This is a genomic window from Bowdeniella nasicola (assembly GCF_001907295.1).
GTDB lineage: Bacteria > Actinomycetota > Actinomycetes > Actinomycetales > Actinomycetaceae > Bowdeniella > Bowdeniella nasicola.
Window position 1 is genome coordinate 23,427 of the sequence record NZ_MQVR01000002.1, and the last position, 21,005, is coordinate 44,431.

At 63.7% G+C, this 21,005-nt stretch carries 34 protein-coding genes and 1 pseudogene; all 35 read right to left on the bottom strand.

Translation table 11 applies throughout. The features are described 5' to 3' along the window. Nucleotides 1–85: 85 nt before the first annotated feature. The 35 genes and pseudogenes from rpsK to tuf all read right to left on the bottom strand — a co-directional run bounded on the left by rpsK (nucleotide 86) and on the right by tuf (nucleotide 20,896). Nucleotides 86–493 (bottom strand): 30S ribosomal protein S11, encoded by a 408-nt coding sequence (gene rpsK, locus BSZ39_RS00550; RefSeq protein WP_073715454.1) that lies wholly within the window; start codon nucleotides 491–493, stop codon nucleotides 86–88. A gap of 48 nt (nucleotides 494–541) precedes the next feature. Next, nucleotides 542–913 carry a 30S ribosomal protein S13 gene (gene rpsM / locus BSZ39_RS00555; protein WP_073715455.1) on the bottom strand — a complete coding sequence of 124 codons (372 nt, stop codon included), beginning with the start codon at nucleotides 911–913 and terminating at the stop codon, nucleotides 542–544. A gap of 137 nt (nucleotides 914–1,050) precedes the next feature. Further along, nucleotides 1,051–1,164, bottom strand: a complete 114-nt coding sequence (gene rpmJ, locus BSZ39_RS00560) for a 50S ribosomal protein L36 (RefSeq protein ID WP_073715456.1) — start codon at nucleotides 1,162–1,164, stop codon at nucleotides 1,051–1,053. A 34-nt stretch (nucleotides 1,165–1,198) separates the two neighbouring features. Further along, nucleotides 1,199–1,420 (bottom strand): translation initiation factor IF-1, encoded by a 222-nt coding sequence (infA, locus tag BSZ39_RS00565; RefSeq protein ID WP_073715457.1) that lies wholly within the window; start codon nucleotides 1,418–1,420, stop codon nucleotides 1,199–1,201. Between the two features lie 160 nt (nucleotides 1,421–1,580). After that, nucleotides 1,581–2,417: a type I methionyl aminopeptidase gene (gene map, locus BSZ39_RS00570; protein ID WP_222842821.1), complete on the bottom strand. Its 837-nt coding sequence runs from the start codon at nucleotides 2,415–2,417 to the stop codon at nucleotides 1,581–1,583. After that, nucleotides 2,417–2,983, bottom strand: coding sequence for an adenylate kinase (locus tag BSZ39_RS00575; protein WP_073715459.1), 567 nt, complete (start codon nucleotides 2,981–2,983; stop codon nucleotides 2,417–2,419). Before BSZ39_RS00575 ends, map begins: the two co-directional genes overlap by 1 nt. Continuing rightward, nucleotides 2,980–4,266, bottom strand: coding sequence for a preprotein translocase subunit SecY (gene secY, locus BSZ39_RS00580; RefSeq protein ID WP_073715460.1), 1,287 nt, complete (start codon nucleotides 4,264–4,266; stop codon nucleotides 2,980–2,982). Before secY ends, BSZ39_RS00575 begins: the two co-directional genes overlap by 4 nt. Before the next feature lie 192 nt (nucleotides 4,267–4,458). Continuing rightward, nucleotides 4,459–4,914, bottom strand: a complete 456-nt coding sequence (gene rplO, locus BSZ39_RS00585) for a 50S ribosomal protein L15 (RefSeq protein ID WP_073715461.1) — start codon at nucleotides 4,912–4,914, stop codon at nucleotides 4,459–4,461. 2 nt (nucleotides 4,915–4,916) lie between these two features. Then, nucleotides 4,917–5,099, bottom strand: coding sequence for a 50S ribosomal protein L30 (rpmD, locus tag BSZ39_RS00590; protein WP_073715462.1), 183 nt, complete (start codon nucleotides 5,097–5,099; stop codon nucleotides 4,917–4,919). Beyond that, complete coding sequence (rpsE, locus tag BSZ39_RS00595) at nucleotides 5,099–5,773, bottom strand: 30S ribosomal protein S5 (RefSeq protein ID WP_073715463.1); 675 nt, start codon at nucleotides 5,771–5,773, stop codon at nucleotides 5,099–5,101. The genes rpmD and rpsE overlap by 1 nt, the downstream gene beginning before the upstream one ends. Nucleotides 5,774–5,805: 32 nt before the next feature. Next, nucleotides 5,806–6,177: a 50S ribosomal protein L18 gene (rplR, locus tag BSZ39_RS00600; RefSeq protein WP_073715464.1), complete on the bottom strand. Its 372-nt coding sequence runs from the start codon at nucleotides 6,175–6,177 to the stop codon at nucleotides 5,806–5,808. A 3-nt stretch (nucleotides 6,178–6,180) separates the two neighbouring features. After that, the gene (rplF, locus tag BSZ39_RS00605; RefSeq protein ID WP_073715465.1) at nucleotides 6,181–6,720 is read right to left on the bottom strand and encodes a 50S ribosomal protein L6; all 540 of its coding nucleotides are present in this window, start codon (nucleotides 6,718–6,720) and stop codon (nucleotides 6,181–6,183) included. A 22-nt stretch (nucleotides 6,721–6,742) separates the two neighbouring features. After that, a complete protein-coding gene (gene rpsH, locus BSZ39_RS00610; RefSeq protein ID WP_073715466.1) occupies nucleotides 6,743–7,141 on the bottom strand; it encodes a 30S ribosomal protein S8 in 399 nt (132 codons plus the stop codon). A 62-nt stretch (nucleotides 7,142–7,203) separates the two neighbouring features. Beyond that, on the bottom strand, nucleotides 7,204–7,389 hold the full coding sequence (locus BSZ39_RS00615) for a type Z 30S ribosomal protein S14 (protein WP_073715467.1): 186 nt from the start codon (nucleotides 7,387–7,389) through the stop codon (nucleotides 7,204–7,206). A 3-nt stretch (nucleotides 7,390–7,392) separates the two neighbouring features. Next, a complete protein-coding gene (rplE, locus tag BSZ39_RS00620; RefSeq protein ID WP_073715468.1) occupies nucleotides 7,393–7,953 on the bottom strand; it encodes a 50S ribosomal protein L5 in 561 nt (186 codons plus the stop codon). After that, nucleotides 7,950–8,294 carry a 50S ribosomal protein L24 gene (rplX, locus tag BSZ39_RS00625; RefSeq protein WP_073715469.1) on the bottom strand — a complete coding sequence of 115 codons (345 nt, stop codon included), beginning with the start codon at nucleotides 8,292–8,294 and terminating at the stop codon, nucleotides 7,950–7,952. Before rplX ends, rplE begins: the two co-directional genes overlap by 4 nt. After that, the gene (rplN, locus tag BSZ39_RS00630; RefSeq protein WP_073715470.1) at nucleotides 8,295–8,663 is read right to left on the bottom strand and encodes a 50S ribosomal protein L14; all 369 of its coding nucleotides are present in this window, start codon (nucleotides 8,661–8,663) and stop codon (nucleotides 8,295–8,297) included. Nucleotides 8,664–8,958: 295 nt separating this feature from the next. Next, nucleotides 8,959–9,849: a carbohydrate ABC transporter permease gene (locus tag BSZ39_RS00635; RefSeq protein WP_073715521.1), complete on the bottom strand. Its 891-nt coding sequence runs from the start codon at nucleotides 9,847–9,849 to the stop codon at nucleotides 8,959–8,961. Nucleotides 9,850–9,872: 23 nt separating this feature from the next. Next, nucleotides 9,873–10,805, bottom strand: coding sequence for a carbohydrate ABC transporter permease (locus tag BSZ39_RS00640; RefSeq protein ID WP_073715471.1), 933 nt, complete (start codon nucleotides 10,803–10,805; stop codon nucleotides 9,873–9,875). Then, on the bottom strand, nucleotides 10,754–11,839 hold the full coding sequence (locus tag BSZ39_RS00645) for an extracellular solute-binding protein (RefSeq protein ID WP_073715472.1): 1,086 nt from the start codon (nucleotides 11,837–11,839) through the stop codon (nucleotides 10,754–10,756). Before BSZ39_RS00645 ends, BSZ39_RS00640 begins: the two co-directional genes overlap by 52 nt. A gap of 33 nt (nucleotides 11,840–11,872) precedes the next feature. After that, nucleotides 11,873–12,124: a hypothetical protein gene (locus tag BSZ39_RS14885; protein WP_073715473.1), complete on the bottom strand. Its 252-nt coding sequence runs from the start codon at nucleotides 12,122–12,124 to the stop codon at nucleotides 11,873–11,875. A gap of 292 nt (nucleotides 12,125–12,416) precedes the next feature. After that, nucleotides 12,417–12,680: a hypothetical protein gene (locus tag BSZ39_RS13100; protein WP_083602813.1), complete on the bottom strand. Its 264-nt coding sequence runs from the start codon at nucleotides 12,678–12,680 to the stop codon at nucleotides 12,417–12,419. A 16-nt stretch (nucleotides 12,681–12,696) separates the two neighbouring features. After that, a pseudogene (locus BSZ39_RS13105) lies at nucleotides 12,697–13,860 on the bottom strand (sulfatase-like hydrolase/transferase). 92 nt (nucleotides 13,861–13,952) lie between these two features. Beyond that, nucleotides 13,953–14,240, bottom strand: a complete 288-nt coding sequence (rpsQ, locus tag BSZ39_RS00660) for a 30S ribosomal protein S17 (RefSeq protein ID WP_073715474.1) — start codon at nucleotides 14,238–14,240, stop codon at nucleotides 13,953–13,955. Between the two features lie 15 nt (nucleotides 14,241–14,255). Then, a complete protein-coding gene (rpmC, locus tag BSZ39_RS00665) occupies nucleotides 14,256–14,492 on the bottom strand; it encodes a 50S ribosomal protein L29 (protein ID WP_073715475.1) in 237 nt (78 codons plus the stop codon). Continuing rightward, nucleotides 14,492–14,911, bottom strand: a complete 420-nt coding sequence (rplP, locus tag BSZ39_RS00670) for a 50S ribosomal protein L16 (RefSeq protein WP_073715476.1) — start codon at nucleotides 14,909–14,911, stop codon at nucleotides 14,492–14,494. The genes rpmC and rplP overlap by 1 nt, the downstream gene beginning before the upstream one ends. A 4-nt stretch (nucleotides 14,912–14,915) precedes the next feature. Next, nucleotides 14,916–15,734 carry a 30S ribosomal protein S3 gene (gene rpsC, locus BSZ39_RS00675; RefSeq protein ID WP_073715477.1) on the bottom strand — a complete coding sequence of 273 codons (819 nt, stop codon included), beginning with the start codon at nucleotides 15,732–15,734 and terminating at the stop codon, nucleotides 14,916–14,918. After that, nucleotides 15,734–16,096, bottom strand: a complete 363-nt coding sequence (gene rplV, locus BSZ39_RS00680) for a 50S ribosomal protein L22 (RefSeq protein ID WP_073715478.1) — start codon at nucleotides 16,094–16,096, stop codon at nucleotides 15,734–15,736. The genes rpsC and rplV overlap by 1 nt, the downstream gene beginning before the upstream one ends. A 44-nt stretch (nucleotides 16,097–16,140) precedes the next feature. Continuing rightward, a complete protein-coding gene (gene rpsS / locus BSZ39_RS00685) occupies nucleotides 16,141–16,422 on the bottom strand; it encodes a 30S ribosomal protein S19 (RefSeq protein ID WP_073715479.1) in 282 nt (93 codons plus the stop codon). 12 nt (nucleotides 16,423–16,434) lie between these two features. Continuing rightward, nucleotides 16,435–17,271 (bottom strand): 50S ribosomal protein L2, encoded by an 837-nt coding sequence (rplB, locus tag BSZ39_RS00690; RefSeq protein WP_073715480.1) that lies wholly within the window; start codon nucleotides 17,269–17,271, stop codon nucleotides 16,435–16,437. Further along, complete coding sequence (rplW, locus tag BSZ39_RS00695; RefSeq protein ID WP_073715481.1) at nucleotides 17,271–17,570, bottom strand: 50S ribosomal protein L23; 300 nt, start codon at nucleotides 17,568–17,570, stop codon at nucleotides 17,271–17,273. Before rplW ends, rplB begins: the two co-directional genes overlap by 1 nt. Next, entirely contained in the window at nucleotides 17,567–18,223 is a 657-nt protein-coding gene (rplD, locus tag BSZ39_RS00700) for a 50S ribosomal protein L4 (RefSeq protein WP_073715482.1), read from the bottom strand. The genes rplW and rplD overlap by 4 nt, the downstream gene beginning before the upstream one ends. Nucleotides 18,224–18,225: 2 nt before the next feature. Beyond that, on the bottom strand, nucleotides 18,226–18,894 hold the full coding sequence (rplC, locus tag BSZ39_RS00705) for a 50S ribosomal protein L3 (RefSeq protein ID WP_073715483.1): 669 nt from the start codon (nucleotides 18,892–18,894) through the stop codon (nucleotides 18,226–18,228). 11 nt (nucleotides 18,895–18,905) lie between these two features. Next, nucleotides 18,906–19,214, bottom strand: coding sequence for a 30S ribosomal protein S10 (gene rpsJ, locus BSZ39_RS00710; RefSeq protein ID WP_073715484.1), 309 nt, complete (start codon nucleotides 19,212–19,214; stop codon nucleotides 18,906–18,908). A 473-nt stretch (nucleotides 19,215–19,687) separates the two neighbouring features. After that, complete coding sequence (tuf, locus tag BSZ39_RS00715) at nucleotides 19,688–20,896, bottom strand: elongation factor Tu (RefSeq protein ID WP_073715485.1); 1,209 nt, start codon at nucleotides 20,894–20,896, stop codon at nucleotides 19,688–19,690. Between the last annotated feature and the right edge of the window lie 109 nt (nucleotides 20,897–21,005).

The following is a 21,005-nucleotide window of genomic DNA, read 5'->3' on the forward strand; positions in this document are numbered from 1 at the left end:
GCCGGCATCCGCTATTTGACGCCGTGCGGGACAACGTGTAATCCCCGACAGGTCTCTGTCTACCGTTGCCGGGGCTTTAAGCGTCTTAGACGCGACGACGCTTCGGCGGGCGGCAGCCGTTGTGTGCCTGCGGCGTCACGTCAGAGATCGAGGAGACCTCCAGGCCGGTGGCCTGAAGGGAACGAATGGCGGTTTCCCGGCCGGAACCGGGGCCCTTGACGAACACGTCAACCTTCTTCATGCCGTGTTCCTGGGCGCGACGCGCCGCGGCCTCAGCAGCAAGCTGGGCGGCAAACGGCGTGGACTTACGCGAGCCCTTGAAGCCCACCTGGCCGGAGGAGGCCCATGCGATAACGGCGCCGTCCGGGTCGGTGATGGACACGATCGTGTTGTTGAACGTGGACTTGATGTAGGCGTTGCCCTGGGCAACGTTCTTGCGGTCCCGGCGGCGGCCCTTGCGCGCCACCGAGGAAGTACGGGTCTTGGGAGGCATGTGTTTTTATCTCCAGGTCATCGGACCGGACAGCAGCGCTGTACCGGACTACTTCTTCTTCTTACCGGCGACGGTCTGCTTCGGGCCCTTGCGGGTACGAGCGTTCGTCTTGGTGCGCTGGCCGTGAACCGGGAGGCCACGACGGTGACGCAGACCCTGGTAGCAACCAATCTCGACCTTGCGGCGGATGTCGGCTGCGACCTCACGGCGGAGATCACCTTCCACCTTGAAGTTGCCCTCAATGTAGTCACGCAGGGCCACCAGATCGGACTCCTGCATGTCCTTCACGCGAAGATCCGGCGAAACACCGGTCGCGGCGAGAGCTTCCTGCGCGCGGGTACGACCCACGCCGTAAATGTACGTCAACGCAACCTCGAGCCGCTTTTCGCGGGGGAGGTCAACGCCAGCTAGACGTGCCACTGATCAGTCTCCTGACTGTTCGAACCGGAGGTCTTCCCCGTTGCTTTCTCGCGGGATTGCGAGCCCCGGCCTCCGGACCGGGGGTTGCGCGATAGCGCTAGCAGCAGGGTTTGCGAGGGAGTCCCTCGCACCGTCACTTAGCCTTGACGCTGCTTGTGACGAACGTTGTCGCAGATGACCATGACGCGACCGTGCCGGCGGATCACCTTGCACTTGTCGCAGATCTTCTTGACGCTTGGCTGGACCTTCATGTCGTTCCTCCGCCACCACTACGGTGGCTAACAGTTACTTGTAGCGGTAGACGATACGACCACGAGAGAGGTCGTACGGGCTCAGCTCAACCACGACGCGGTCTTCGGGAAGAATACGAATGTAGTGCTGACGCATTTTGCCACTGATGTGGGCAAGCACAATGTGCTTGTTGTCCAGCTCTACACGAAACATCGCGTTGGGCAGCGCTTCGACGACAGTGCCCTGAACCTCGATGACGCCGTCCTTTTTAGCCATGCTCTTTCGTACTTCTCCTCAGATTGTGGCGCCGTGAAGCACCCTCGTGCGGTGCGCCGCCGTTGCGGCACACGTGTACGCACGTCCAGCTGACCATCCTATGGGAATTTGTGCGCGATGGAAACTCCCCCGTGACGTGAAGCTCGCCACCCGGGTGTGGTTACAGCTCGACGGGAGTGATGCCGAAGCGAGCGAGCTCGGCCGCTCCCCCGTCGGGCAGGGTCAGGATCCGGATTCCGCCGTCGATCAGCGCGACGGAATGCTCCCAGTGGCTCGCGCGCGAACCATCGAGCGTCACGACCGTCCAGTCGTCGTCGAGCGTCTCGTTATCGGGCTCGCCGAGGGTGAGCATCGGCTCGATGCACACGGCCATGCCGGACTTGATGCGCGGGCCCTTGGGGGCGGCGTAGTTCAGGACATCGGGCGGCTGATGCATCGCAGAGCCAATGCCGTGGCCGACGTATTCGCGGACGATGCCGAGCTCGCGCCCGTCGACCGGGTTTTCGGCGACAACACGGCTGACCGCGTTGCCGACGACGTTGAGCTGCTTGGCGCCGGGCAGGGCCGCGATCGCCTGCCACATCGCCTCGCGGGTGACATCGGACAGGCGCTGGTCGCTCTCGGAGGGAGTACCAACGAAGAAGCTGCGTGCGGAATCGCCGTGCCAGCGTCGCCCGCCCGGGCCGGCGACGGAGCAGCCGCCGTCGACCGAGATGAGGTCACCGTCCTGCAGCACCCGGCCCCCCGGGATGCCGTGCACGATTTCTTCGTTGACGCTCAGGCAGACCGTCGCGGGATAGCCGTGATAGCCCTTGAAGTTCGGTTTCGCGCCGGCGTCGCGGCACACCTTTTCGGCGATCGCGTCGAGCTCGCCCGTCGTGATTCCGACCTCGGCAGCACGCTCGACCGCGGTCAGCATCTCGTAGACGATCGCCCCGGCCTCGGCCATGGCGGCCAGTTGGGTGCGCGTCTTGATTTCGGGTTTGGGTCCGAACATCACAGCGCGGAGACGGCCTTCAGGAGCCGCTCGGTCACCTCATCGATTTCGCCCATGCCGTCGATCGAGTGCAGCAGGCCGCGCTCGGCGTACAGCTTCGCGACGGGCGCCGTCTGCTCGCGGTAGATGCGCAGGCGGGTGCGGATGACGTCTTCGGTGTCGTCGGTGCGGCCCTGTTCGATGCCGCGCTTGAGCAGGCGCTCAACGATGGCGTCTTCGTCGACGGACAGCTCCAGCACGCCGTCGAGCTTCTCGTCGCCCAGCAGTTCGTCGAGCAGATCGACCTGCGCGGGGTTGCGCGGGAAGCCGTCGAGCAGGAACCCGTCCTTCGTGTCCTTGGCGGCGAGACGCTCCTTCAGCATCTCGACGGTCACTGAGTCCGGGACAAGCTCGCCGCGGGCAATGTAGGAGCCGGCCAGGTGGCCGAGTTCGCTGCCCTCGGAGATGTGGGAGCGGAAGAGGTGGCCCGTCGAGATCGTCGGGATCTTCAGGTGCTGAGCGAGCCGCTCGGCCTGGGTGCCCTTGCCTGCTCCGGGGGCGCCAAAAATGACGAGACGCGTGGTCATGACAGGAATCCTTCGTAGTGCCGCTGCTGAAGCTGAGAGTCGATGTCCTTCACAGTCTGCAACGCGACACCGACCATAATCATGATCGACGTTCCGCCCCATGGCATGGCCTGGTTCAGGCCCATCATGGCGAACAGGATCTCCGGCACGAGAGCGACGATCGCGAGGTAGAGTGCGCCCGGCGCGGTAATGCGCGTCATGACGTAGTTCAGGTACTCGGCGGTGGGCCGTCCCGCGCGGATGCCGGGGATGAAGCCGCCGTAGCGCTTCATGTTGTCGGCAACCTCTTCGGGGTTGAAGGTAATCGACGTGTAGAAGAACGCGAAGAAGATGATGAGGAGCGTGTACACCGTGAGCCGCAGCGGGTGCGACGGTGAGAAGTACTGCGCCAGCGTGACCGCCCAGGGGGCCGTCTTGTTGAATTCGGAGATCATCACGGGCAGCTGCATGATCGAGGATGCGAAGATGACCGGGATAACGCCCGCGAGGTTGATCTTCATCGGGATGTAGGTCGACGAGCCACCGTACAGGCGGCGGCCGACCATGCGCTTGGCGTACTGCACCGGGATGCGGCGCTGGCACTGCTCAACGAAGACAACCGCGAGGGTGATGATGAGGATAACCGCGAGGATAACCAGGAGCTTGACGATGCCGTTTTCGAGACCGAAAACGGTGCCGAGGCCGATCGGGAAGGACGCGGCGATCGAGGTGAAGATGAGCAGCGACATGCCGTTGCCGATACCCTTTTCGCTGATGAGCTCACCGAGCCACATGATGAGGCCGGTACCGGCGGTCATTGTCAAAATGGTGAGCAGGAGGCTCGCGGGGCCAGCGTTCGGGATCGGGTTCACCGGGCAACCCTGGAACAGCAGGCCGTTGGCGGCGGTCGTCACCATGACGGTGGACTGCAACACGCCAAGGAAGATCGTGAGGTAACGCGTGTACTGCGTGAGCTTCGCCTGACCAGCCTGGCCCTCCTTGTGGAGGTCTTCAAAGCGCGGAATGACGACGCGCATCAGCTGGATGATGATCGACGCCGTAATGTACGGCATGATCCCGAGAGCGAAGACCGAGAGCTGAAGCAAGCCGCCGCCCGAGAACAGGTTGATCATCCCGAGGAAGCTGTTCTGGCTACCCGCGACACACTGCTGGACGTTGCCGTAGTCAACGCCCGGGGCAGGCACGAAGGAGCCGAAGCGGTAGATCGCCATGATGGCGAGCGTAAAGAGCAGCTTCTTGCGCAGATCAGTGACTCTAAACGCGTGAGCGAATGCAGAGAGCAAAATTCCTCCCGGTGGGTTGCCGTCGCGGGCGACGCATGGGAACGCCTACGTCGGCAACGGGTGAGCTTATCCAGCTCAAACGTCAATCTTTAAGAAGTCTAAGGGTAACTAGTCGGGAAGTGGAAACGCCCCCGAGCCACGGGTGGCACGGGGGCGTTCCACGTCGATGCGGATGGAAACCATCCGCGCCGCTTAGGCTCCCGTGATGGAGCCGCCGGCGGCATCGATCTTTTCCTTGGCGGAGCCCGACCACGCGTCGACCGTCACGTTCACGGCGACGGAGATTTCTCCGGTGCCGAGGATCTTGACGGGCTGCTTCGCGCGGACGGCGCCCTTGGCCACGAGGTCAGCGACGGTGATGTCGCCGCCCTTCGGGAAGAGCTCGGCGAGCTTGGTCAGGTTCACGACCTGGTAGGTCACCTTGTTCGGGTTCTTGAAGCCACGCAGCTTGGGCAGCCGCATGTGCAGCGGCATCTGACCGCCTTCGAACCCGGCAGGAACCTGGCCGCGAGCCTTCGTGCCCTTGGTGCCGCGACCGGCGGTCTTGCCCTTGGAGCCTTCACCGCGACCCACGCGGGTCTTGGACTTCTTGGCTCCCGGGGCGGGACGCAGATCGTGGATCTTCAGAGGCGTCGATTCTTCAGCCATGCTTACTTGACCTCCTCGACGTCAACCAGGTGGTCGACGGTGCGGATCATGCCGCGGACCGCGTCGTTATCTTCGCGGACAACGCTCTGACCGATCTTGCGCAGCCCGAGGGCGCGCAGGGTCTCACGCTGCTTGCGGATGCCGCCAATGGTGGACTTCTTCTGGGTGATCTTCAGCTCTGCCATTACGCACCTGCCTCAGCTTCAGCTTCGGCTTCGGCCTTGGCGCGAGCTTCACCCTCTGCGCGGTGGCGCAGCATGGACGACGGGGCAACTTTCTCCAGCGGCAGGCCGCGACGGGCCGCAACCGCTTCGGGCTGCTCGAGCTGCTTCAGCGCCGCCACAGTCGCGCGCACAATGTTGAGCGCGTTCTGCGAGCCGAGCGACTTCGACAGCACGTCGTGAATGCCAGCGCACTCCAGGACGGCGCGCACCGGACCACCGGCGATAACACCGGTACCGGGAGCGGCCGGACGCAGCAGGACGACGCCTGCGGCATCCGCACCCTGGACGGTGTGTGGGATGGTCTTGGCAATCCGCGGGACCCGGAAGAAGTTCTTCTTGGCTTCCTCCACGCCCTTGGCAATGGCGGCGGGAACTTCCTTCGCCTTGCCGTAGCCGACGCCGACCGTACCGTCGCCATCACCAACGACCACGAGGGCGGTGAAGGAGAAGCGACGGCCACCCTTCACAACCTTCGCGACGCGGTTGATGGTGACAACACGCTCGACGAACTGGTTCTTGTCATCGCCACCGCGGCGGTTGTCGCGACGATCGTCGCGCGCCCGGCGGCCTTCATTACGCTCGCGTCCCTGTTCGGCGGAACCCGAGCCGGTCCGATCTCGCTGCTGTGCAGCCATGGATGTACTCCTGCTCTCTTCGTTCTCGCTGGTTACAGGGCCAAGCCGGCTTCGCGAGCGCCGTCAGCAACGGCGGCCACGCGGCCGTGGTACTTGTTACCGCCCCGGTCGAACTTGGCGGACTCGATGCCCGCTGCCTTGGCGCGCTCGCCGAGCAGTTCGCCCACCTTGCGCGCCTTGTCGACCTTGGTGCCTTCCATCTGGCGCAGTTCAACTTCCATGGTGGAAGCCGACGCCAGGGTGTGACCCGCGCGATCATCGACGAGCGAGGCCACCATGTGGCGCGCGCTGCGCTTGACGATAAGACGGGGGGTCGTGGCGGTGCCGGCAACATGCTTGCGCACGCGCTGGTGGCGGCGCTTGCGGGCGACCGCCTTGCCCTTGCCCTTAATCGTGACGGACATGGGTTACTTACCAGCCTTTCCTGCCTTGCGGCGAATCTGTTCGCCGGCGTACCGCACACCCTTGCCCTTGTAGGGTTCGGGCTTGCGGAGCTTGCGAATAGAAGCCGCGGTTTCGCCGACGAGCTGCTTGGAAATACCCGACACCGAGAACTTGGTGGGGCTTTCCACCGCGAAGGTGATGCCTTCGGGGGCCTTGACCGAGACCGGGTGAGAGAAGCCGAGGGCGAATTCGAGATCCTGGCCCTTCGCGGTCACACGGTAACCGGTACCGACGATTTCCAGCTTCTTTTCGTAGCCCTTGGTCACACCTTCAACCATGTTGGCGATCAGGGTACGGGTCAGGCCGTGCAGCGAACGCGATTCGCGCTCATCGTTGGGACGGTTCACCGCGATGGCTCCGTCCTCGTTGCGCTCTACGGTGATCGGCGCCGGAACCGTGTGGGTGAGGGTGCCCTTGGGGCCCTTCACGCTAACGTCCTGGCCGTCGATCGACACGTCCACACCGGAGGGAACCGGAACGGGAATCTTGCCGATACGTGACATAGTGCGTTCTCCTTTCCGGTTCTTACCAGATGTAAGCGAGGACTTCCCCGCCAACACCCTTGGATTCAGCCTCGCGGTCCGTCAGCAGACCGGAGGAGGTGGACAGGATGGCCACGCCGAGGCCGCCGAGCACCTTGGGGAGCTTGGTCGACTTGGCGTAGACCCGCAGGCCGGGCTTGGACACGCGCTTGACGCCAACGAGGGCGCGCTTGCGGTCGGTGCCGTACTTCAGCTCGAGGGTGAGGTTCTTGCCCACCTCGGCATCCGATGCGGACCAGTCCGCGATGTAGCCTTCGGCCTTCAGGATTTCGGCGATGTTCGCCTTGAGCTTCGAGTACGGCATCGACACCGTCTCGTGGTACGCCGAGTTGGCGTTGCGCAGACGCGTCAGCATATCTGCGATGGGATCTGTCATAGTCATGTTGTTGGGCCTTCGCCCTTCCTCGTCGCGGTTTCCCCCGCAGGGGACCTACAACGTAAGTGTTACCAGCTGCTCTTCGTCACGCCGGGGAGCTGGCCAGCAAGGGCCATCTCACGCAGGCAGATGCGGCACAGGCCGAATTTGCGGTATACCGAGCGCGGGCGACCGCACTTCTGGCACCGGGTGTAGCCACGCACGCCGAACTTCGGCTTGCGGGAGGCCTTGACTTTCAGGGAGGTCTTCGCCATCTGTCAGTTCTCCTTAAACGGGAAGCCGAGGCGGCGCAGCAGCGAGCGACCTTCGTCGTCGGACTTGGCAGACGTCACGATGGTGATGTCCATGCCGCGCACGCGATCAATCTTGTCCTGGTCGATCTCGTGGAACATGGACTGTTCCGTGAGGCCGAACGTGTAGTTTCCGTTGCCGTCGAACTGCTTGGGCGACAGGCCACGGAAGTCGCGAATACGGGGCAGGGCCAACGACAGCAGGCGATCGAGGAACTCCCACATGCGGTCGCCGCGCAGGGTTACGTGCGCACCGATCGGCATGCCCTCACGCAGCTTGAACTGCGCGATGGACTTGCGGGCCTTGGTCACCTGAGGCTTCTGGCCGGTAATGACGGTGAGGTCATTGATAGCGCCTTCGATGAGCTTGGAGTCGCGAGCCGCGTCGCCGACACCCATGTTGACGACAACCTTGATGGGCTTAGCCACCTCGTTGACGTTGGGGTGCTTGAACTCCTCGCGCAGGCCGTCGATGATCTCATCGCGGTAGCGCTGCTTCAGCCGAGGCTGGGTCTTGGTTTCGGTCATGACAGCTCCTTGCCCGAACGCTTGGCGATCCGCACGCGCTGCGTCTTGCTGCGGCCGTTGCGCTCAACAGTCTCGAGACGGTAGCCGACGCGGGTACCCTTCTTGGTCTCCGGATCCACGACCATCACGTTGGAGATGTGGATCGGGGCCTCGACGGTCTCAATGCCGCCGGTACGGGCACCGCGGCTGGACTGGCCAACCTTGGTGTGCTTCTTGACGCGCTGCACACCTTCGACGACCACGCGGTCGGACTCGGTGATGACCTGGAGCACGCGTCCGGTCTTGCCCTTATCGCGACCGGCGATGACGACGACCTGGTCGCCCTTCTTCACCTTTGCCATTTAGAGCACCTCCGGAGCGAGCGAGATGATTTTCATGAACTTGCGGTCACGCAGCTCGCGGCCCACGGGGCCGAAGATGCGGGTGCCGCGGGGCTCTTCTTCATTCTTCAGAATGACGGCCGCGTTCTCATCGAATCGAATGTATGAGCCATCGGGACGGCGACGTTCCTTCTTGGTCCGGACGATGACGGCTTTGACCACGTCGCCCTTCTTCACGTTGCCGCCAGGGATGGCGTCCTTGACGGTGGCGACGATGGTGTCGCCGATACCGGCATAGCGCCGGCCGGAGCCACCGAGAACCCGGATGCAAAGGATTTCCTTCGCGCCGGTGTTGTCGGCGACCTTAAGCCGCGACTCCTGCTGGATCATTGAGTATTCTCCTGTCGTCGTGCCGGTTCTCGGAAAACTTTCCGAGCCTAGCCGAACGGTTTACTGCACTGCCTGCGCGGCCCCGCTAGGGAGTCCGCGTGGCGTCTTTCGGACCCAAGAAAACTGCGGAAAAAGTGCGCAGACAGGTCCGGGTAGCCACAAGGCAACCGTTCGAGTATAGATCATCTGCCCTAGCGCAAGCCAGGGGGTTATCGGCGCCCCGGCGTGCAATCGCTCACCATTAGCTCGGCGCGGACATCCGGGAGCATACCGGATGTCCGCGCCGAGGTGAGAACTAGAAGTTCAGGCCACCTTCTTCGATGCCGCGGAAGAAGTAGCGCTGGGTGAACGCGAACAGCAGCAACACCGGTGCCAGGGCGATGATCGCGCCGGCAAGGATGGTCCGGTACGTCGTACCCGGTGCCGATTCCTGCGGGGAGTTGAGCGCCAGCATCATCGTCTGATTCTCGGCCGAGCGCAGCATGAGCAACGGCCACAGGAAGTCGGACCACGCGTAGATGAACGACGTGAGACCGACGATGGTGAGCGCGCCCTTGACCTGCGGCAGGAAGATCGACCAGAAGCGGCGGAACTCCCCCGCGTCGTCGATGAAGGCGGCGTCTTCGATCTCCTCGGGGATGCCGAGGAAGGCGGCTCGCATGAGCAACAGGTGCAAGGGGCCGAGGAGGCCCGGCAGCCACACGCCGATGATCGAGTCGTACAACCCGATCGAGTTCATCATCGAAAACAGCGAGAGCATGATCGACTCGAACGGAAAGATCATGGCCGACAAGATGACGAGGTAGGCAATGTTGCGCAGCGTCCAGCCGCGTCGGGAGAGCATGTACCCGCCGACCGTCGCGAGCGTGCAGTGCGAGAACACCGCGAGCAGGCCGATCGTCAGCGAGTTCATGATGGCCCGCGGCAGGTTCGTCTTTTCGAAGATCTCGTAGAACGCGTCGAGCGACCACGTCTGCGGGAAGAGCGTGGCGCCCTGACCGAAGACGGGTTCGCTGGGAGATTTGAATGCGGCGATGAGCGGGACGAAGATCGGACCGAGCATGAAGATCAGGACGAGGACGAGCACGACATAGCGCATGACGAGGCGCCAGCCCTTGAGCTTGCGGTTGGTCTCGTTGCGGCGGTGGCGCTTGAAGCGGGCCGTGGATTCCGCGACGGCGGCCACGGGGACATTTCGACCGACGGTCGTCACTGTTCTTCCGCTTTTGCCTGCAGTCGGTTAGAAAGCATGATGAACCCGAACGTCATGATGAACAGCAGCACCGAGTCGGCGGTACCTTCGCCGAGCGAGCCGTACAGCGGGTCCTGGATGCGCGAGCGGATGTACATCGTGACGGTTTCGACCGGGGAGTTGGCTCCGCCGATCAAGAAGACCTCGGTAAAGATCTTCAGCGAGTTAATCGTCGTGAGGACACCAACGAGGTACATCATGACGCGCACGCCCGGCACGGTGATGGTGAAGAAGCGTCGGATGGCCCCGGCGCCATCGATCTCGACGGCTTCGTAAAGCGACCGGTCGACGTTCTTGAGAGCGGTCAGGTACATGATCATGTAGTACGGCAGACCGGTCCATAGGGTGATGATCATCGCGCACACGAGGATCCACATGGGATGCGACAGGAAGGGGATGGCCCCGTCGATGAGGCCGATACTTCTCAGCCAGTTATTGACTGGGCCCTGCTCCTGCAGCAGCGAGCGCCACGACAGCGCGGTGACCACGATGGAGCAGATCGCGGGGACGTAGTAGGCGGCACGGAAGAAGCCTATGCCGGAGACTTTGTCGCGAACGAGGAGGGCGAGCAGCAGCGGCAGCAGCACCATGAGCGGGACGACGCAGACCGCGTAGATCAGCGAGTGCTTGGCGGCATCCCGAAAGCGGGGTTCGGTGATGATCGTCTGGTAGTTCTCCCAGTTCACCCATTCGCCGCGGGTGCGCAGCGGGCGGGTGTTGGTAAACGACGTGATGATCATGGAGATGAAGGGATAGATGTAGAAAATTACGACGACGGGAACCGGCAGCAGCACCGACAGCGGAGGTACCGACCACCGCCGGAAGCGCGATGCGCCGTTCAGGGCATCGGGCTCCCGCCTACGCCGCGGCTGGCGAACGGTTGTGGCCACGATATTTGTCCTTCCAAGACTCTGGGGGCGCGCGGCGCGCGGCCGGCGCACCCCCAGAACAGATAGTTGTTCAGCTGCTTGAGCAGGCGGTTCATGGCGTCTTGGGCCTTGTCGAGCGCCTCTTGCGGGCTGACCTCGCCGCGGACACCGGCGTTGATGTTGTTGACCAGCTCCTGCTGGATCGAGCCCTGGATGTACAGCAGGGCCGGCTCGGAGCGGTTTTCTTCCAGCGACTCCGCGGCAACTTTGTAGGCCGCGGAGAAGATCTCGTCGTCGACGAACTTCGGCGGGTTGGTGAGGAGTTCCTCGAGGGCCTTCTTGGCCGGCGGGAAGATGATGGCGCCGCCGTCGCGGGCCCAGGCGAGCTCCTGCTGATCGGAGGTGAGGAACTCGGCGAACTTCATCGCGAGCGGCGCGTTCTTCGTCGCCGCCGACACGGCGATGTACTGGCCGCCGATCGCGGGCGTGACACCCTCGTTGCGCGGGAACTTGCCGACGCCGGTGGAGGCGTAAACGTTGGGGTTGTTGCGCTTGACGGCGCGTAGGAAGGACGGGTTCGGAGTGCCGATGGCGAGGTCGCCTTCGAAGTAGGCCTTGTTCGCGTCGGGCTCACCGGTCAGCGAGTCCTTCGGGATCGCACCCATCTTGTACAGCTCGGCCATGTTCGTCACCCAGTCCAGGGCCAGCGGGTTCTGAGCGAAGACGAACTCCGACTTGTCGTCGTTCATGAACTTCACGCCGAGGGCTGCCCACTGCGGGGCGAGGTACCAGTTGGCGTTGCCGTACAGTCCGTAGTCGCCGTTGCCGGCTTCCGCGACCTTGCGGGCCATGTCGAACATGTCCTTCATCGTGGCCGGGACAGTGTTCTCATCGAGGCCGGAGCGCTTGAAGACGTCCTTGTTGCAGGTCGTGATGTTCGGGAACGTGTACCACGGCAGGCCGGTGTGAGCGCCGTTGGCGCCGACGGCGGTCGCGTTCCAGAGGTTTTCCATGAACTTGTCGCCGATGCCGGGGGCCTTGACGTCGAGGTTCATGAGCAGGTTCGCCTTGGACAGGGCGAGGATGGTCTAGTCGGGGATGTTGATGACGTCGGCCATCTGGCATTCGACGGCGTCCGCGGCCATGTTCTTATCGAAGTCGGGGCCGCCGGGTTTGTCTTCCCAAATGACCTTGGTGTCGGGGTTCTCCTTTTCGAACTGCGCGATCTGCTTTTCGAAGAACTCCGAGAAGTCGTTCTTCAGGTTCTGGGTCATGAAGCGGATCTCTCCCTCGATCTTGGACGTGTCGAGCTTGTTGCCGTCGATATTCGTCTCGGGCACATCGCAACATCGGGCTTAGGAATCGCGCCGTCGCCGCCATCGGAGTTTCCCGATCCGCCGGATCCGGAACCACCACAGCCGGCCAGGCCGAGGCTTGCCACTAAGCTGAAAGCAACAAGTTTCGCCTTGAAACTCCTCATTATTGACCTCCCTTGGTCATGTCCCTGTGCTGGCTACCAAACCCTCATCGGTTAGGTGTTCCGGATTGAACTCACTCGTGTTAGTTACAAGAGCTACATCAAGACAGAATGTGCGATCGGGCAAGCATTTTGATGGTTTTGCTTGGTTTTTGTTACCTATCGAGGGCGGCGAGGGCGGCGTCGGCGACCTCAGAAACCGCTAAACCAAGGGCTTTGCGCCACTCTTGGTGCGCCGAGATCAATTCGCGCGCGATGTCCGGATGCTGATCGATAAGGTTGGTCTGCTCGCTCGGGTCGGCCTCGACGTTCGTGAGCGTGAGTTCGCCTCCGAGATCGACGTGCTGGACGCGCTCGAGCCGCTCGACGATTGCATGCGAGCGATCGATGACGTGGAGTTTCCACGTGCCGCGGCGCACTGCGAACTGGAAGCCGTTATCGAAGTGCAGCTCGTCGTGGCCGCCGCTTGCGTCGCAGCGGAGGGCTGGCAGCTCGTTGCAGCCGTCGAGGGGTGCGCCACTCGCGGGGGTCGAGCCACGCGGCCGCGAGGACCGTCGGGAGAATACCCATCGTCCAGGCAGGCCGTGAGATCGCCCCGTGCAGGATGCCGCCACCCGGCCACGAGATGAGGGAGGGGACGCGGATGCCACCTTCTTTCAGGCTGTACTTGTGGCCGGCCAGCGGGGCGTTGTTGGAGTAGTTCTCCGCTCCCCCGCCGTTATCGGAGACATAGATGACGATCGTGTTCTTCAGGCCACCACGAGCGTCGGCGGCATCAAGTAGGCGACCGATCTGCTCGTCCATGAGCTCGAGCTGAGCGCGGTAGACACCGCGGCCCTGCTCCCCAAGGGCTGGGTAGATCGCACTGTCGTACCACTCGTCGTAGTCCTGCACGTCCGCATCCCAGTCCTGGTGCGGGGTCAGTCCGCGCTCGGCGAGGACTTTTTCGGGCAGTTGCCAGGCGAAGTTGTGGACGGCGTTGAAGGCGACGTAGCAAAAGTAGGGGCGCTCGTCGTCGCGCTCGATGAAGTCGATCGCGCGCTGGGCGAAGACATAGGTCGAGTGTTGATCGGATTCGGCCTCGCCGGCGTGGCTGAGGAATGGCGAGACGCCCATGTTCGCGGCGGCTTCGCCATACTCTGCCTGCTGCGCGCGTGTGTGCTTCATGTAGTGCATGCGCCCCATGTGCAGCGACGTGAGCGAGTAGAGGGCTTCGTCGAAGCCGTGGTTTTCGGGGCAGCACTCTCCCCCGGCTTCGTCGCCCGGGCCGTAATGGACCTTGCCGAAGTAGGCGGTGCGGTAGCCGCCGGCCGCGAGCTAATCGGCGATGGTGGGGTGACCGCTCGGGTAGGTCGTGTCTTGGAACCAGTGTCCGCCCCAGCGTTGGGGGTGGGCTCCGGTCAGAATGCCGACGTGGGCTGGCGAGCAGATCGGTGCCGCGGCGTATGCCTGCGTGAAGGTGGCGCCGAGGGCGCGGATGCGGTCGAGCGCGAGCGTTTCAACGTCGTCGACCGAACCGAGTCCGGACTGGTCTCCGTAGCCGTGATCGTCGGAGACGATGAGGAGGATATTCGGTTTCGTGCTCGCGTCGGTGCCCATGTTTGTCGTGGTAGAGCACGCGATCTTGCCGTTTGCGGGCAACAGAAAAGGGCCGACACCTTTTGGTGCCGGCCCTCCTCTGAGGTGTCGCGTTAGCGAGCTTTCTCGACGATCTCGACGACTCGCCAGTGCTTGGTAGCAGACAGCGGGCGCGTCTCCATGATGCGCACGAGGTCGCCCACGCCGCACTCATTGTTCTCGTCGTGTGCCTTCACCTTGGAGGTGCGGCGCACAACCTTGCCATACAGTGCGTGCTTGACGCGGTCTTCGAGTTCAACGACGACGGTCTTGTCCATCTTGTCGCTGACGACGTAGCCGCGGCGGCTCTTGCGGTAGTTCCGCGCCTGGGGCGCGGCTTCAGCGGTTGCGTTATCGCTCATGCCTACAGACCTTCCTTACTTCTTCACGGGAGCGGTGCGGATGCCCAGCTCGCGCTCGTTGACGATCGTGTAGATGCGAGCGATGTCGCGACGCACGGCCTTCACGCGGCCGTGGTCTTCGAGCTGGCCGGTCGCGGCGGCGAACCGCAGGTTCAGCAGTTCAGCCTTGGCCTTGGCCAGTTCCTCGGCGAGGCGCTCGTTGTCCATTCCGTCCAGGTCGGACGGGGTCAGGCCCTTGGATCCGATTGCCATTAGCCTTCACCACCCTCACGGCTCACAAAGCGAGTCTTGATCGGCAGCTTGTGCTGCGCGCGGCTCATGGCCTCGCGCGCCAGCTGCTCAGGAACACCACCGAGCTCGAACATGATGCGGCCCGGCTTGACGTTGGCCACCCACCATTCCGGGGAACCCTTACCGGAACCCATGCGGGTTTCGGCCGGCTTCTTGGTCAGCGGGCGGTCGGGGAAGATGTTGATCCACACCTTGCCGCCACGCTTGACGTGACGGGTCATCGCAATACGCGCGGCCTCGATCTGACGGTTCGTGATGTAACCGCCTTCGAGGGCCTGGATGGCGTAGTCACCGAAGTTGATCTCGGTACCACCCTTGGCCTGGCCACGACGCTTGGGACGGTGCTGCTTACGGAACTTAGTCCGACGCGGGATGAGCATTGGCTCAGGCCTCCGTTCCGGTCTGAGTGCCCGTGGCCTCGCCCGCTTCAGCGGAGGCGGCCTCGGGGGCTTCGCTGCGACGCGGCGCACCGCGACGGCCAGCACCATCACCGCGGCGACCGCGGCGGCCTTCGCCGCGACGTCCGCCACGCGGGGCCTGGGCCTGGGCGCGAGCGAGTTCCTTGTCGGTGACATCGCCCTTGTAGATCCAGACCTTCACGCCGATGCGACCGAAGGTGGTACGAGCCTCGAAGAAGCCGTAGTCAATGTTGGCGCGCAGGGTGTGCAGCGGCACACGGCCTTCGCGGTAGAACTCCGAGCGCGACATTTCCGCACCGCCGAGGCGGCCCGAGCACTGCACGCGGATGCCCTTGGCGCCACCACGCTGCGCGGACACAATGCCCTTGCGCATGGCGCGGCGGAAGGACACGCGGGCAGCGAGCTGCTCGGCGATGCCCTGGGCGACGAGCTGTGCGTCGGTCTCCGGGTTCTTTACTTCAAGAATGTTCAGCTGGACCTGCTTGCCCGTGAGCTTCTCGAGCTGACCGCGCAGGCGGTCGGCCTCGGCGCCGCGGCGGCCGATGACGATGCCCGGGCGGGCGGTGTGCAGATCGACACGGACACGATCGCGGGTGCGCTCGATATCCACGCGGGCGATGCCAGCGCGCTCCAGGTCGGTCGATAGCAGCTTGCGGATCGCGACGTCCTCACGGACGTAGTCGCTGTACCGCTGGCCCTCCTTGCTGGAGTCCGCGAACCACCGCGAACGGTGATCCGTGGTGATGCCGAGGCGGAACCCGGTCGGGTTAACTTTTTGCCCCATTACCGATTCCTCTCTTCGGGCTCACCGACGATGACGGTGATGTGGCTCGTCCGCTTGTTGATGCGGCCCGCAGCGCCCTTGGCGCGCGGCCGGTACCGCTTCATCGTCGGTCCCTCATCCACATACGCGGCGAGGACCACTAGGTCATTTTCGTTGAACGCCACGGAGGCCTGATCGGCCTTAACCCGAGCATTCGCTACTGCGCTATCCAGCACCTTGCGCACGGTTTCGGCCGCCGCCTGGGGTGCGAACCGGAGGATATTGCTAGCCTCCACAACGCCCTTACCGCGAACGACGTCGATGACGCGCCGTGCCTTCATGGGCGTGACGCGCACGTTTCGCGCCTGCGCCTTGGCTTCCATCGCTTCCTGCCTTACTTGGTTCATTTCGACCTCACGCACCCCGCCTACCGGCGACGAGCCTTACGGTCGTCCTTGTCGTGCCCGCGGTAGGTGCGGGTCGGCGCGAACTCTCCGAGCTTATGGCCAACCATCGACTCGGTGACAAAGACCGGAACGTGCTTGCGACCGTCGTGCACCGCGAAGGTGTGCCCCAGGAAATCCGGGGTAATGACGGATCGACGCGACCAGGTCTTGATGACGTTCTTCTTGCCGGCCTCGTTCATCTGATCGACCTTCTTTTGCAGATGGTCGTCGACGAAGGGGCCCTTCTTCAAACTGCGCGGCATTTCGTCTCCCTATCAGCGCTTCTTGCCGGTCCGGCGACGACGCACAATCATCTTGTCGCTCGGCTTGTTCGGACGGCGGGTACGGCCTTCCTTCTGGCCCCACGGGCTGACCGGGTGACGGCCACCGGAGGTCTTACCCTCGCCACCACCGTGCGGGTGGTCGATCGGGTTCATGGCGACGCCACGCACGTGCGGACGCTTGCCCTTCCAGCGCATACGGCCGGCCTTGCCCCAGTTGATGTTCGACTGGTCGGCATTGCCCACCTCGCCGACGGTCGCGCGGCAACGCGCGTCGACGTTACGGATTTCGCCGGACGGCATACGCAGCTGCGCCCAGGTGGATTCCTTGGCGACGAGCTGGACGCCAGCGCCAGCGGAGCGGGCGATCTTGGCGCCGCCGCCGGGCTTGATCTCAATGGCGTGCACGACGGTACCGAGCGGGATGTTGCGCAGCGGCAGGTTGTTGCCGGGCTTGATGTCCGCGCCGGGGCCGGCCTCGATGCGGTCACCCTGCTTGATCTTGGCCGGGGCCAGGATGTAGCGCTTCTCGCCATCGGCGTAGTGCAGCAGCGCGATGTTCGCGGTCCGGTTCGGGTCGTACTCGATGTGCGCGACCTTGGCGGGGATGCCGTCCTTGTCGTGGCGACGGAAGTCGATCACGCGGTAGGCGCGCTTGTGGCCGCCACCGCGGTGACGCGAGGTAATGCGACCGGTCGAGTTACGACCGCCGGTCTTGTGCAGCGGACGCAGCAGTGACTTTTCCGGGGTGGAGCGGGTGATCTCCGTGAACTCGGAGACCGAGGAACCGCGGCGGCCCGGGGTCGTCGGCTTGTACTTGCGGATAGCCATTAGATAGCCACCTCACCGAAGATGTCGATGGTGCCCTCGCGAAGCGAGACGATGGCGCGCTTGGTGTCCTTGCGCTTGCCGCCGGTGCGACGCTGGGTCTTACCCTTGCGGTTGATGGTATTGACCGATTCGACCTTGACGTCGAAGATCTGCTCAATGGCGTTCTTGATCTCGGTCTTGTTCGAGCGCGGGTCCACGATGAACGTGTACTTGCCCTCGTCGATCAGGTTGTAGCTCTTTTCAGAGACGACGGGAGCAATGATGATGTCCCGCGGGTTCTTCGTCGGTTCGATGCTCACTTGCTTTCCTCCTTCGCGTCCGCGCTGCGGCTGGCAAGGAATGCGTCGAGCGCATCGGAGGTGAACACGACGTCGTCGCGAACGAGCACGTCGTAGGTGTTCAGCTGGTCCGGCCACACGAGGTGAACGGTCGGCACGTTACGCAGCGAGAGCTGCGCAAGCTGGTCCTCGCGAGTGACGACGACGAGCGCGGTACGGCCGCTGGAAACGCCCTTGAGGGCGGCCAGCGCCTGCTTGGTCGACGGGGTGTCGCCGTCGACGAACGACGAGATGACGGAGACCCGGCCGTGACGGGCGCGGTCCGACAGGGCGCCACGCAGAGCGGCGGCCTTCATCTTCTTCGGGGTGCGCTGCTCGTAGGAGCGCGGCTGCGGGCCATGCACGACGCCGCCACCGGCCCAGTGCGGGGCGCGGATGGAGCCCTGGCGCGCACGGCCAGTGCCCTTCTGGCGCCACGGCTTGCGGCCGCCGCCGGAGACGGCGCCACGGGTCTTGGTCGCGGCGGTGCCCTGGCGCTTGGCAGCGAGCTGGGCGACGACGACCTGGTGAATCAGCGGAACATTGAGCTCGACATCGAAGATTTCGGCGGGCAGTTCAGCCTTGCCGGTCTTCTTGCCGGAAGCGTCGAGAACGTCGACCGTGGTGGCGGTCATGACTAGGCTCCCTTCGCGGCGTTACGGATCACGACCGTGGCGCCCTTAGCACCGGGAACCGCGCCGGCGACGAGAACGTAACCGTTCTCTGCGTCGATCGCGTGGATCGTGAGGTTCTGAATGGTGGTGCGCTGGTTGCCCGTGCGGCCGGCCATGCGCATGCCACGGAACACGCGTCCCGGGGTCGCGCAGCCGCCGATGGAGCCCGGCTTGCGGTGGATCTTGTGGGCGCCATGGGAAGCGGGACCACCGGCAAAGCCGTGGCGCTTCATGACACCGGCAAAGCCCTTGCCGCGGGAGGTGCCGGTCACGTCGACGACATCGCCGGGGGCGAAGGTGTCGAGGCCGATCTCCTGGCCAGCGTTGTATTCGTCCGCACTCGAGGTGCGGATTTCGAGCACGGTGCGACGCGGGGTCACACCGGCCTTCGCGAAGTGGCCCTTAAGCGGCTGGGTCACCTTGCGGGGGTCAATTTCACCGGCAGCGACCTGGATCGCCTGGTAGCCATCGACATCGAGGGTGCGCACCTGAGTAACGACGTTGGTGTCCACCTTGATGACGGTGACCGGGACGAGGCGAGCCTCGTCGTCCCAGACCTGGGTCATGCCGAGCTTCGAGCCGACAAGTGCCTTGACGGCCTTGCCCGCTTCCTGCTGGGTAGAAGTAGTCATGTCTAGGTTCCTCAGAGCTTGATCTCGATGTTGACGTCCGCCGGCAGGTCGAGACGCATGAGCGAATCGACGGCCTTGGGCGTCGGGTCGATAATGTCGATCAACCGCTTGTGGGTGCGCATTTCAAAATGCTCGCGGCTGTCCTTGTACTTGTGGGGCGACCGAATAACGCAGTACACGTTCTTTTCAGTCGGCAGCGGCACCGGGCCCACGACCGTCGCACCAGCGCGGGTCACCGTATCGACAATCTCGCGTGCCGAGTTATCGATGACCTCGTGGTCGTAGGACTTGAGCCGGATGCGGATCTTTTGTCCCGCCATGGCGTCGTCTAACCTCTCTCGTACCGCAACTTCACCGACCCCCGCGCTCGGGCGTGTCGCGTGCGCTTTGAGCGCACCGCACCACGCTCCGGCAGGTTCCGGGTCGTTGGTTACTTTGGTTGGACGGGGGGCGATTTACCACCCGCCCGAAGTCTGCACACTCGGACCTTGATCCGAGCAACCGTACTAGTCTGCCAGAACTACCCACACTGTGTAAACCCGCATTCGCGTGATTCAGCGTACGTTCTGGCCGGCATCCGTTGTGGGTGCCAGGCGTTCCGGCCGTTCGAGGTTACCGCAGATTGGCCTACAAGTGAAACCCGCAGCGGCCCTTTCGGAGCGTGAGCCTCCCCACGCCCCCGCGCTCGGGCGTGCCGCACGCGACCGTCGGGCACAAGCCAAGGACCCGATCCCCTTGCGGGGACCGGGTCCTTGATGCGATCTAACGAAAGATCAGAAGGTCACCGAGTGCCTTACTTCAGGATCTTGGTCACGCGGCCGGAGCCAACGGTGCGGCCACCCTCGCGGATAGCGAAGCCGAGGCCCTCTTCCATGGCGATCGGCTGGATGAGCTCGACCGTCATTTCGGTGTTGTCGCCAGGCATAACCATCTCGGTGCCCTCGGGCAGCGTGATGACGCCGGTGACGTCCGTGGTGCGGAAGTAGAACTGCGGACGGTAGTTCGTGTAGAACGGGTTGTGGCGGCCACCTTCGTCCTTGGACAGGATGTAGACCTGCGCCTCGAACTGGGTGTGCGGGGTGATCGAACCGGGCTTGACCACGACCTGGCCACGCTCGACGTCCTCACGGCGGGTGCCGCGCAGGAGCAGACCACAGTTCTCGCCGGCCCACGCTTCGTCCATCTGCTTGTGGAACATCTCGATACCGGTGACGGTGGTCTTCTGCGGCTCGCGGATACCGACGATCTCAACTTCGGAGTTGATCGGCAGCTTGCCACGCTCGACACGGCCGGTCACAACGGTGCCGCGGCCGGTGATGGTGAAGACGTCTTCGATCGGCATGAGGAACGGCTTGTCCATGTCGCGCACGGGCTCCGGAACGTTCTCGTCCACGGCTTCCATGAGCTTGGCAACGGACTCAACCCACTCGGAGTCACCTTCGAGGGCCTTCAGAGCGGAGACGCGGACGATCGGGGCGTTGTCGCCGTCGAAGCCCTGCGAGGAGAGCAGCTCGCGGATTTCTTCTTCCATGAGCTCGAGCATGTCCTCGGCGTCGTCGCCGTATTCGGCCATCGCCTGGTCGGTCTTGTTGAGCGCAACCAGCAAGTAGGGCACGCCCACCTGGCGGGCGAGCAGCACATGCTCGCGGGTCTGCGCCATGATGCCGTCGGTCGCGGCGATCACGAGGATCGCGCCGTCCATCTGGGCGGCACCGGTGATCATGTTCTTGATGTAGTCGGCGTGGCCCGGGGCGTCAACGTGCGCGTAGTGGCGCTTATCGGTCTGGTACTCAACGTGAGAAACGTTGATGGTGATGCCGCGCTGACGCTCTTCCGGAGCGTTGTCGACCTGGTCGAAGGGACGGAACTCGTTGAGATCCGGGTACTTGTCGGCCAGCACCTTGGTGATGGCGGCGGTCAGCGTCGTCTTACCGTGGTCGACGTGACCGATCGTACCGATGTTGACGTGCGGCTTTGTCCGCTCGAACTTGGCCTTAGCCACTGGTGTCCTCCTGGGACTCGGGTAGTTGTTCTCTCAGCCTATGGCAGGTTTTCAGTGTACCTGTTGGCGGGGAGAGGTCCTACTGGTCGGTTGTTTTTCTTCCGGTTGA

What these genes read in the sequence shown, in the direction of transcription:
- rpsK (WP_073715454.1), bottom strand. Translation starts at nt 493, where the DNA reads ATGCCTCCCAAGACCCGTACTTCCTCGGTGGCGCGCAAGGGCCGCCGC.
- rpmJ (WP_073715456.1), bottom strand. Translation starts at nt 1,164, where the DNA reads ATGAAGGTCCAGCCAAGCGTCAAGAAGATCTGCGACAAGTGCAAGGTG.
- infA (WP_073715457.1), bottom strand. Translation starts at nt 1,420, where the DNA reads ATGGCTAAAAAGGACGGCGTCATCGAGGTTCAGGGCACTGTCGTCGAA.
- map (WP_222842821.1), bottom strand. Translation starts at nt 2,417, where the DNA reads ATGTTCGGACCCAAACCCGAAATCAAGACGCGCACCCAACTGGCCGCC.
- BSZ39_RS00575 (WP_073715459.1), bottom strand. Translation starts at nt 2,983, where the DNA reads ATGACCACGCGTCTCGTCATTTTTGGCGCCCCCGGAGCAGGCAAGGGC.
- rplO (WP_073715461.1), bottom strand. Translation starts at nt 4,914, where the DNA reads ATGGCTGAAGAATCGACGCCTCTGAAGATCCACGATCTGCGTCCCGCC.
- rpmD (WP_073715462.1), bottom strand. Translation starts at nt 5,099, where the DNA reads ATGGCAGAGCTGAAGATCACCCAGAAGAAGTCCACCATTGGCGGCATC.
- rpsE (WP_073715463.1), bottom strand. Translation starts at nt 5,773, where the DNA reads ATGGCTGCACAGCAGCGAGATCGGACCGGCTCGGGTTCCGCCGAACAG.
- rplR (WP_073715464.1), bottom strand. Translation starts at nt 6,177, where the DNA reads ATGTCCGTCACGATTAAGGGCAAGGGCAAGGCGGTCGCCCGCAAGCGC.
- rplF (WP_073715465.1), bottom strand. Translation starts at nt 6,720, where the DNA reads ATGTCACGTATCGGCAAGATTCCCGTTCCGGTTCCCTCCGGTGTGGAC.
- rpsH (WP_073715466.1), bottom strand. Translation starts at nt 7,141, where the DNA reads ATGACTATGACAGATCCCATCGCAGATATGCTGACGCGTCTGCGCAAC.
- BSZ39_RS00615 (WP_073715467.1), bottom strand. Translation starts at nt 7,389, where the DNA reads ATGGCGAAGACCTCCCTGAAAGTCAAGGCCTCCCGCAAGCCGAAGTTC.
- rplE (WP_073715468.1), bottom strand. Translation starts at nt 7,953, where the DNA reads ATGACCGAAACCAAGACCCAGCCTCGGCTGAAGCAGCGCTACCGCGAT.
- rplX (WP_073715469.1), bottom strand. Translation starts at nt 8,294, where the DNA reads ATGGCAAAGGTGAAGAAGGGCGACCAGGTCGTCGTCATCGCCGGTCGC.
- rplN (WP_073715470.1), bottom strand. Translation starts at nt 8,663, where the DNA reads ATGATCCAGCAGGAGTCGCGGCTTAAGGTCGCCGACAACACCGGCGCG.
- BSZ39_RS00645 (WP_073715472.1), bottom strand. Translation starts at nt 11,839, where the DNA reads ATGAACCTCGACGTCAAGGCCCCCGGCATCGGCGACAAGTTCATGGAA.
- rpsQ (WP_073715474.1), bottom strand. Translation starts at nt 14,240, where the DNA reads ATGAGCGATAACGCAACCGCTGAAGCCGCGCCCCAGGCGCGGAACTAC.
- rpmC (WP_073715475.1), bottom strand. Translation starts at nt 14,492, where the DNA reads ATGGCAATCGGATCCAAGGGCCTGACCCCGTCCGACCTGGACGGAATG.
- rplP (WP_073715476.1), bottom strand. Translation starts at nt 14,911, where the DNA reads ATGCTCATCCCGCGTCGGACTAAGTTCCGTAAGCAGCACCGTCCCAAG.
- rpsC (WP_073715477.1), bottom strand. Translation starts at nt 15,734, where the DNA reads ATGGGGCAAAAAGTTAACCCGACCGGGTTCCGCCTCGGCATCACCACG.
- rplV (WP_073715478.1), bottom strand. Translation starts at nt 16,096, where the DNA reads ATGGAAGCCAAGGCGCAGGCGCGAAACGTGCGCGTCACGCCCATGAAG.
- rpsS (WP_073715479.1), bottom strand. Translation starts at nt 16,422, where the DNA reads ATGCCGCGCAGTTTGAAGAAGGGCCCCTTCGTCGACGACCATCTGCAA.
- rplB (WP_073715480.1), bottom strand. Translation starts at nt 17,271, where the DNA reads ATGGCTATCCGCAAGTACAAGCCGACGACCCCGGGCCGCCGCGGTTCC.
- rplD (WP_073715482.1), bottom strand. Translation starts at nt 18,223, where the DNA reads ATGACCGCCACCACGGTCGACGTTCTCGACGCTTCCGGCAAGAAGACC.
- rplC (WP_073715483.1), bottom strand. Translation starts at nt 18,894, where the DNA reads ATGACTACTTCTACCCAGCAGGAAGCGGGCAAGGCCGTCAAGGCACTT.
- rpsJ (WP_073715484.1), bottom strand. Translation starts at nt 19,214, where the DNA reads ATGGCGGGACAAAAGATCCGCATCCGGCTCAAGTCCTACGACCACGAG.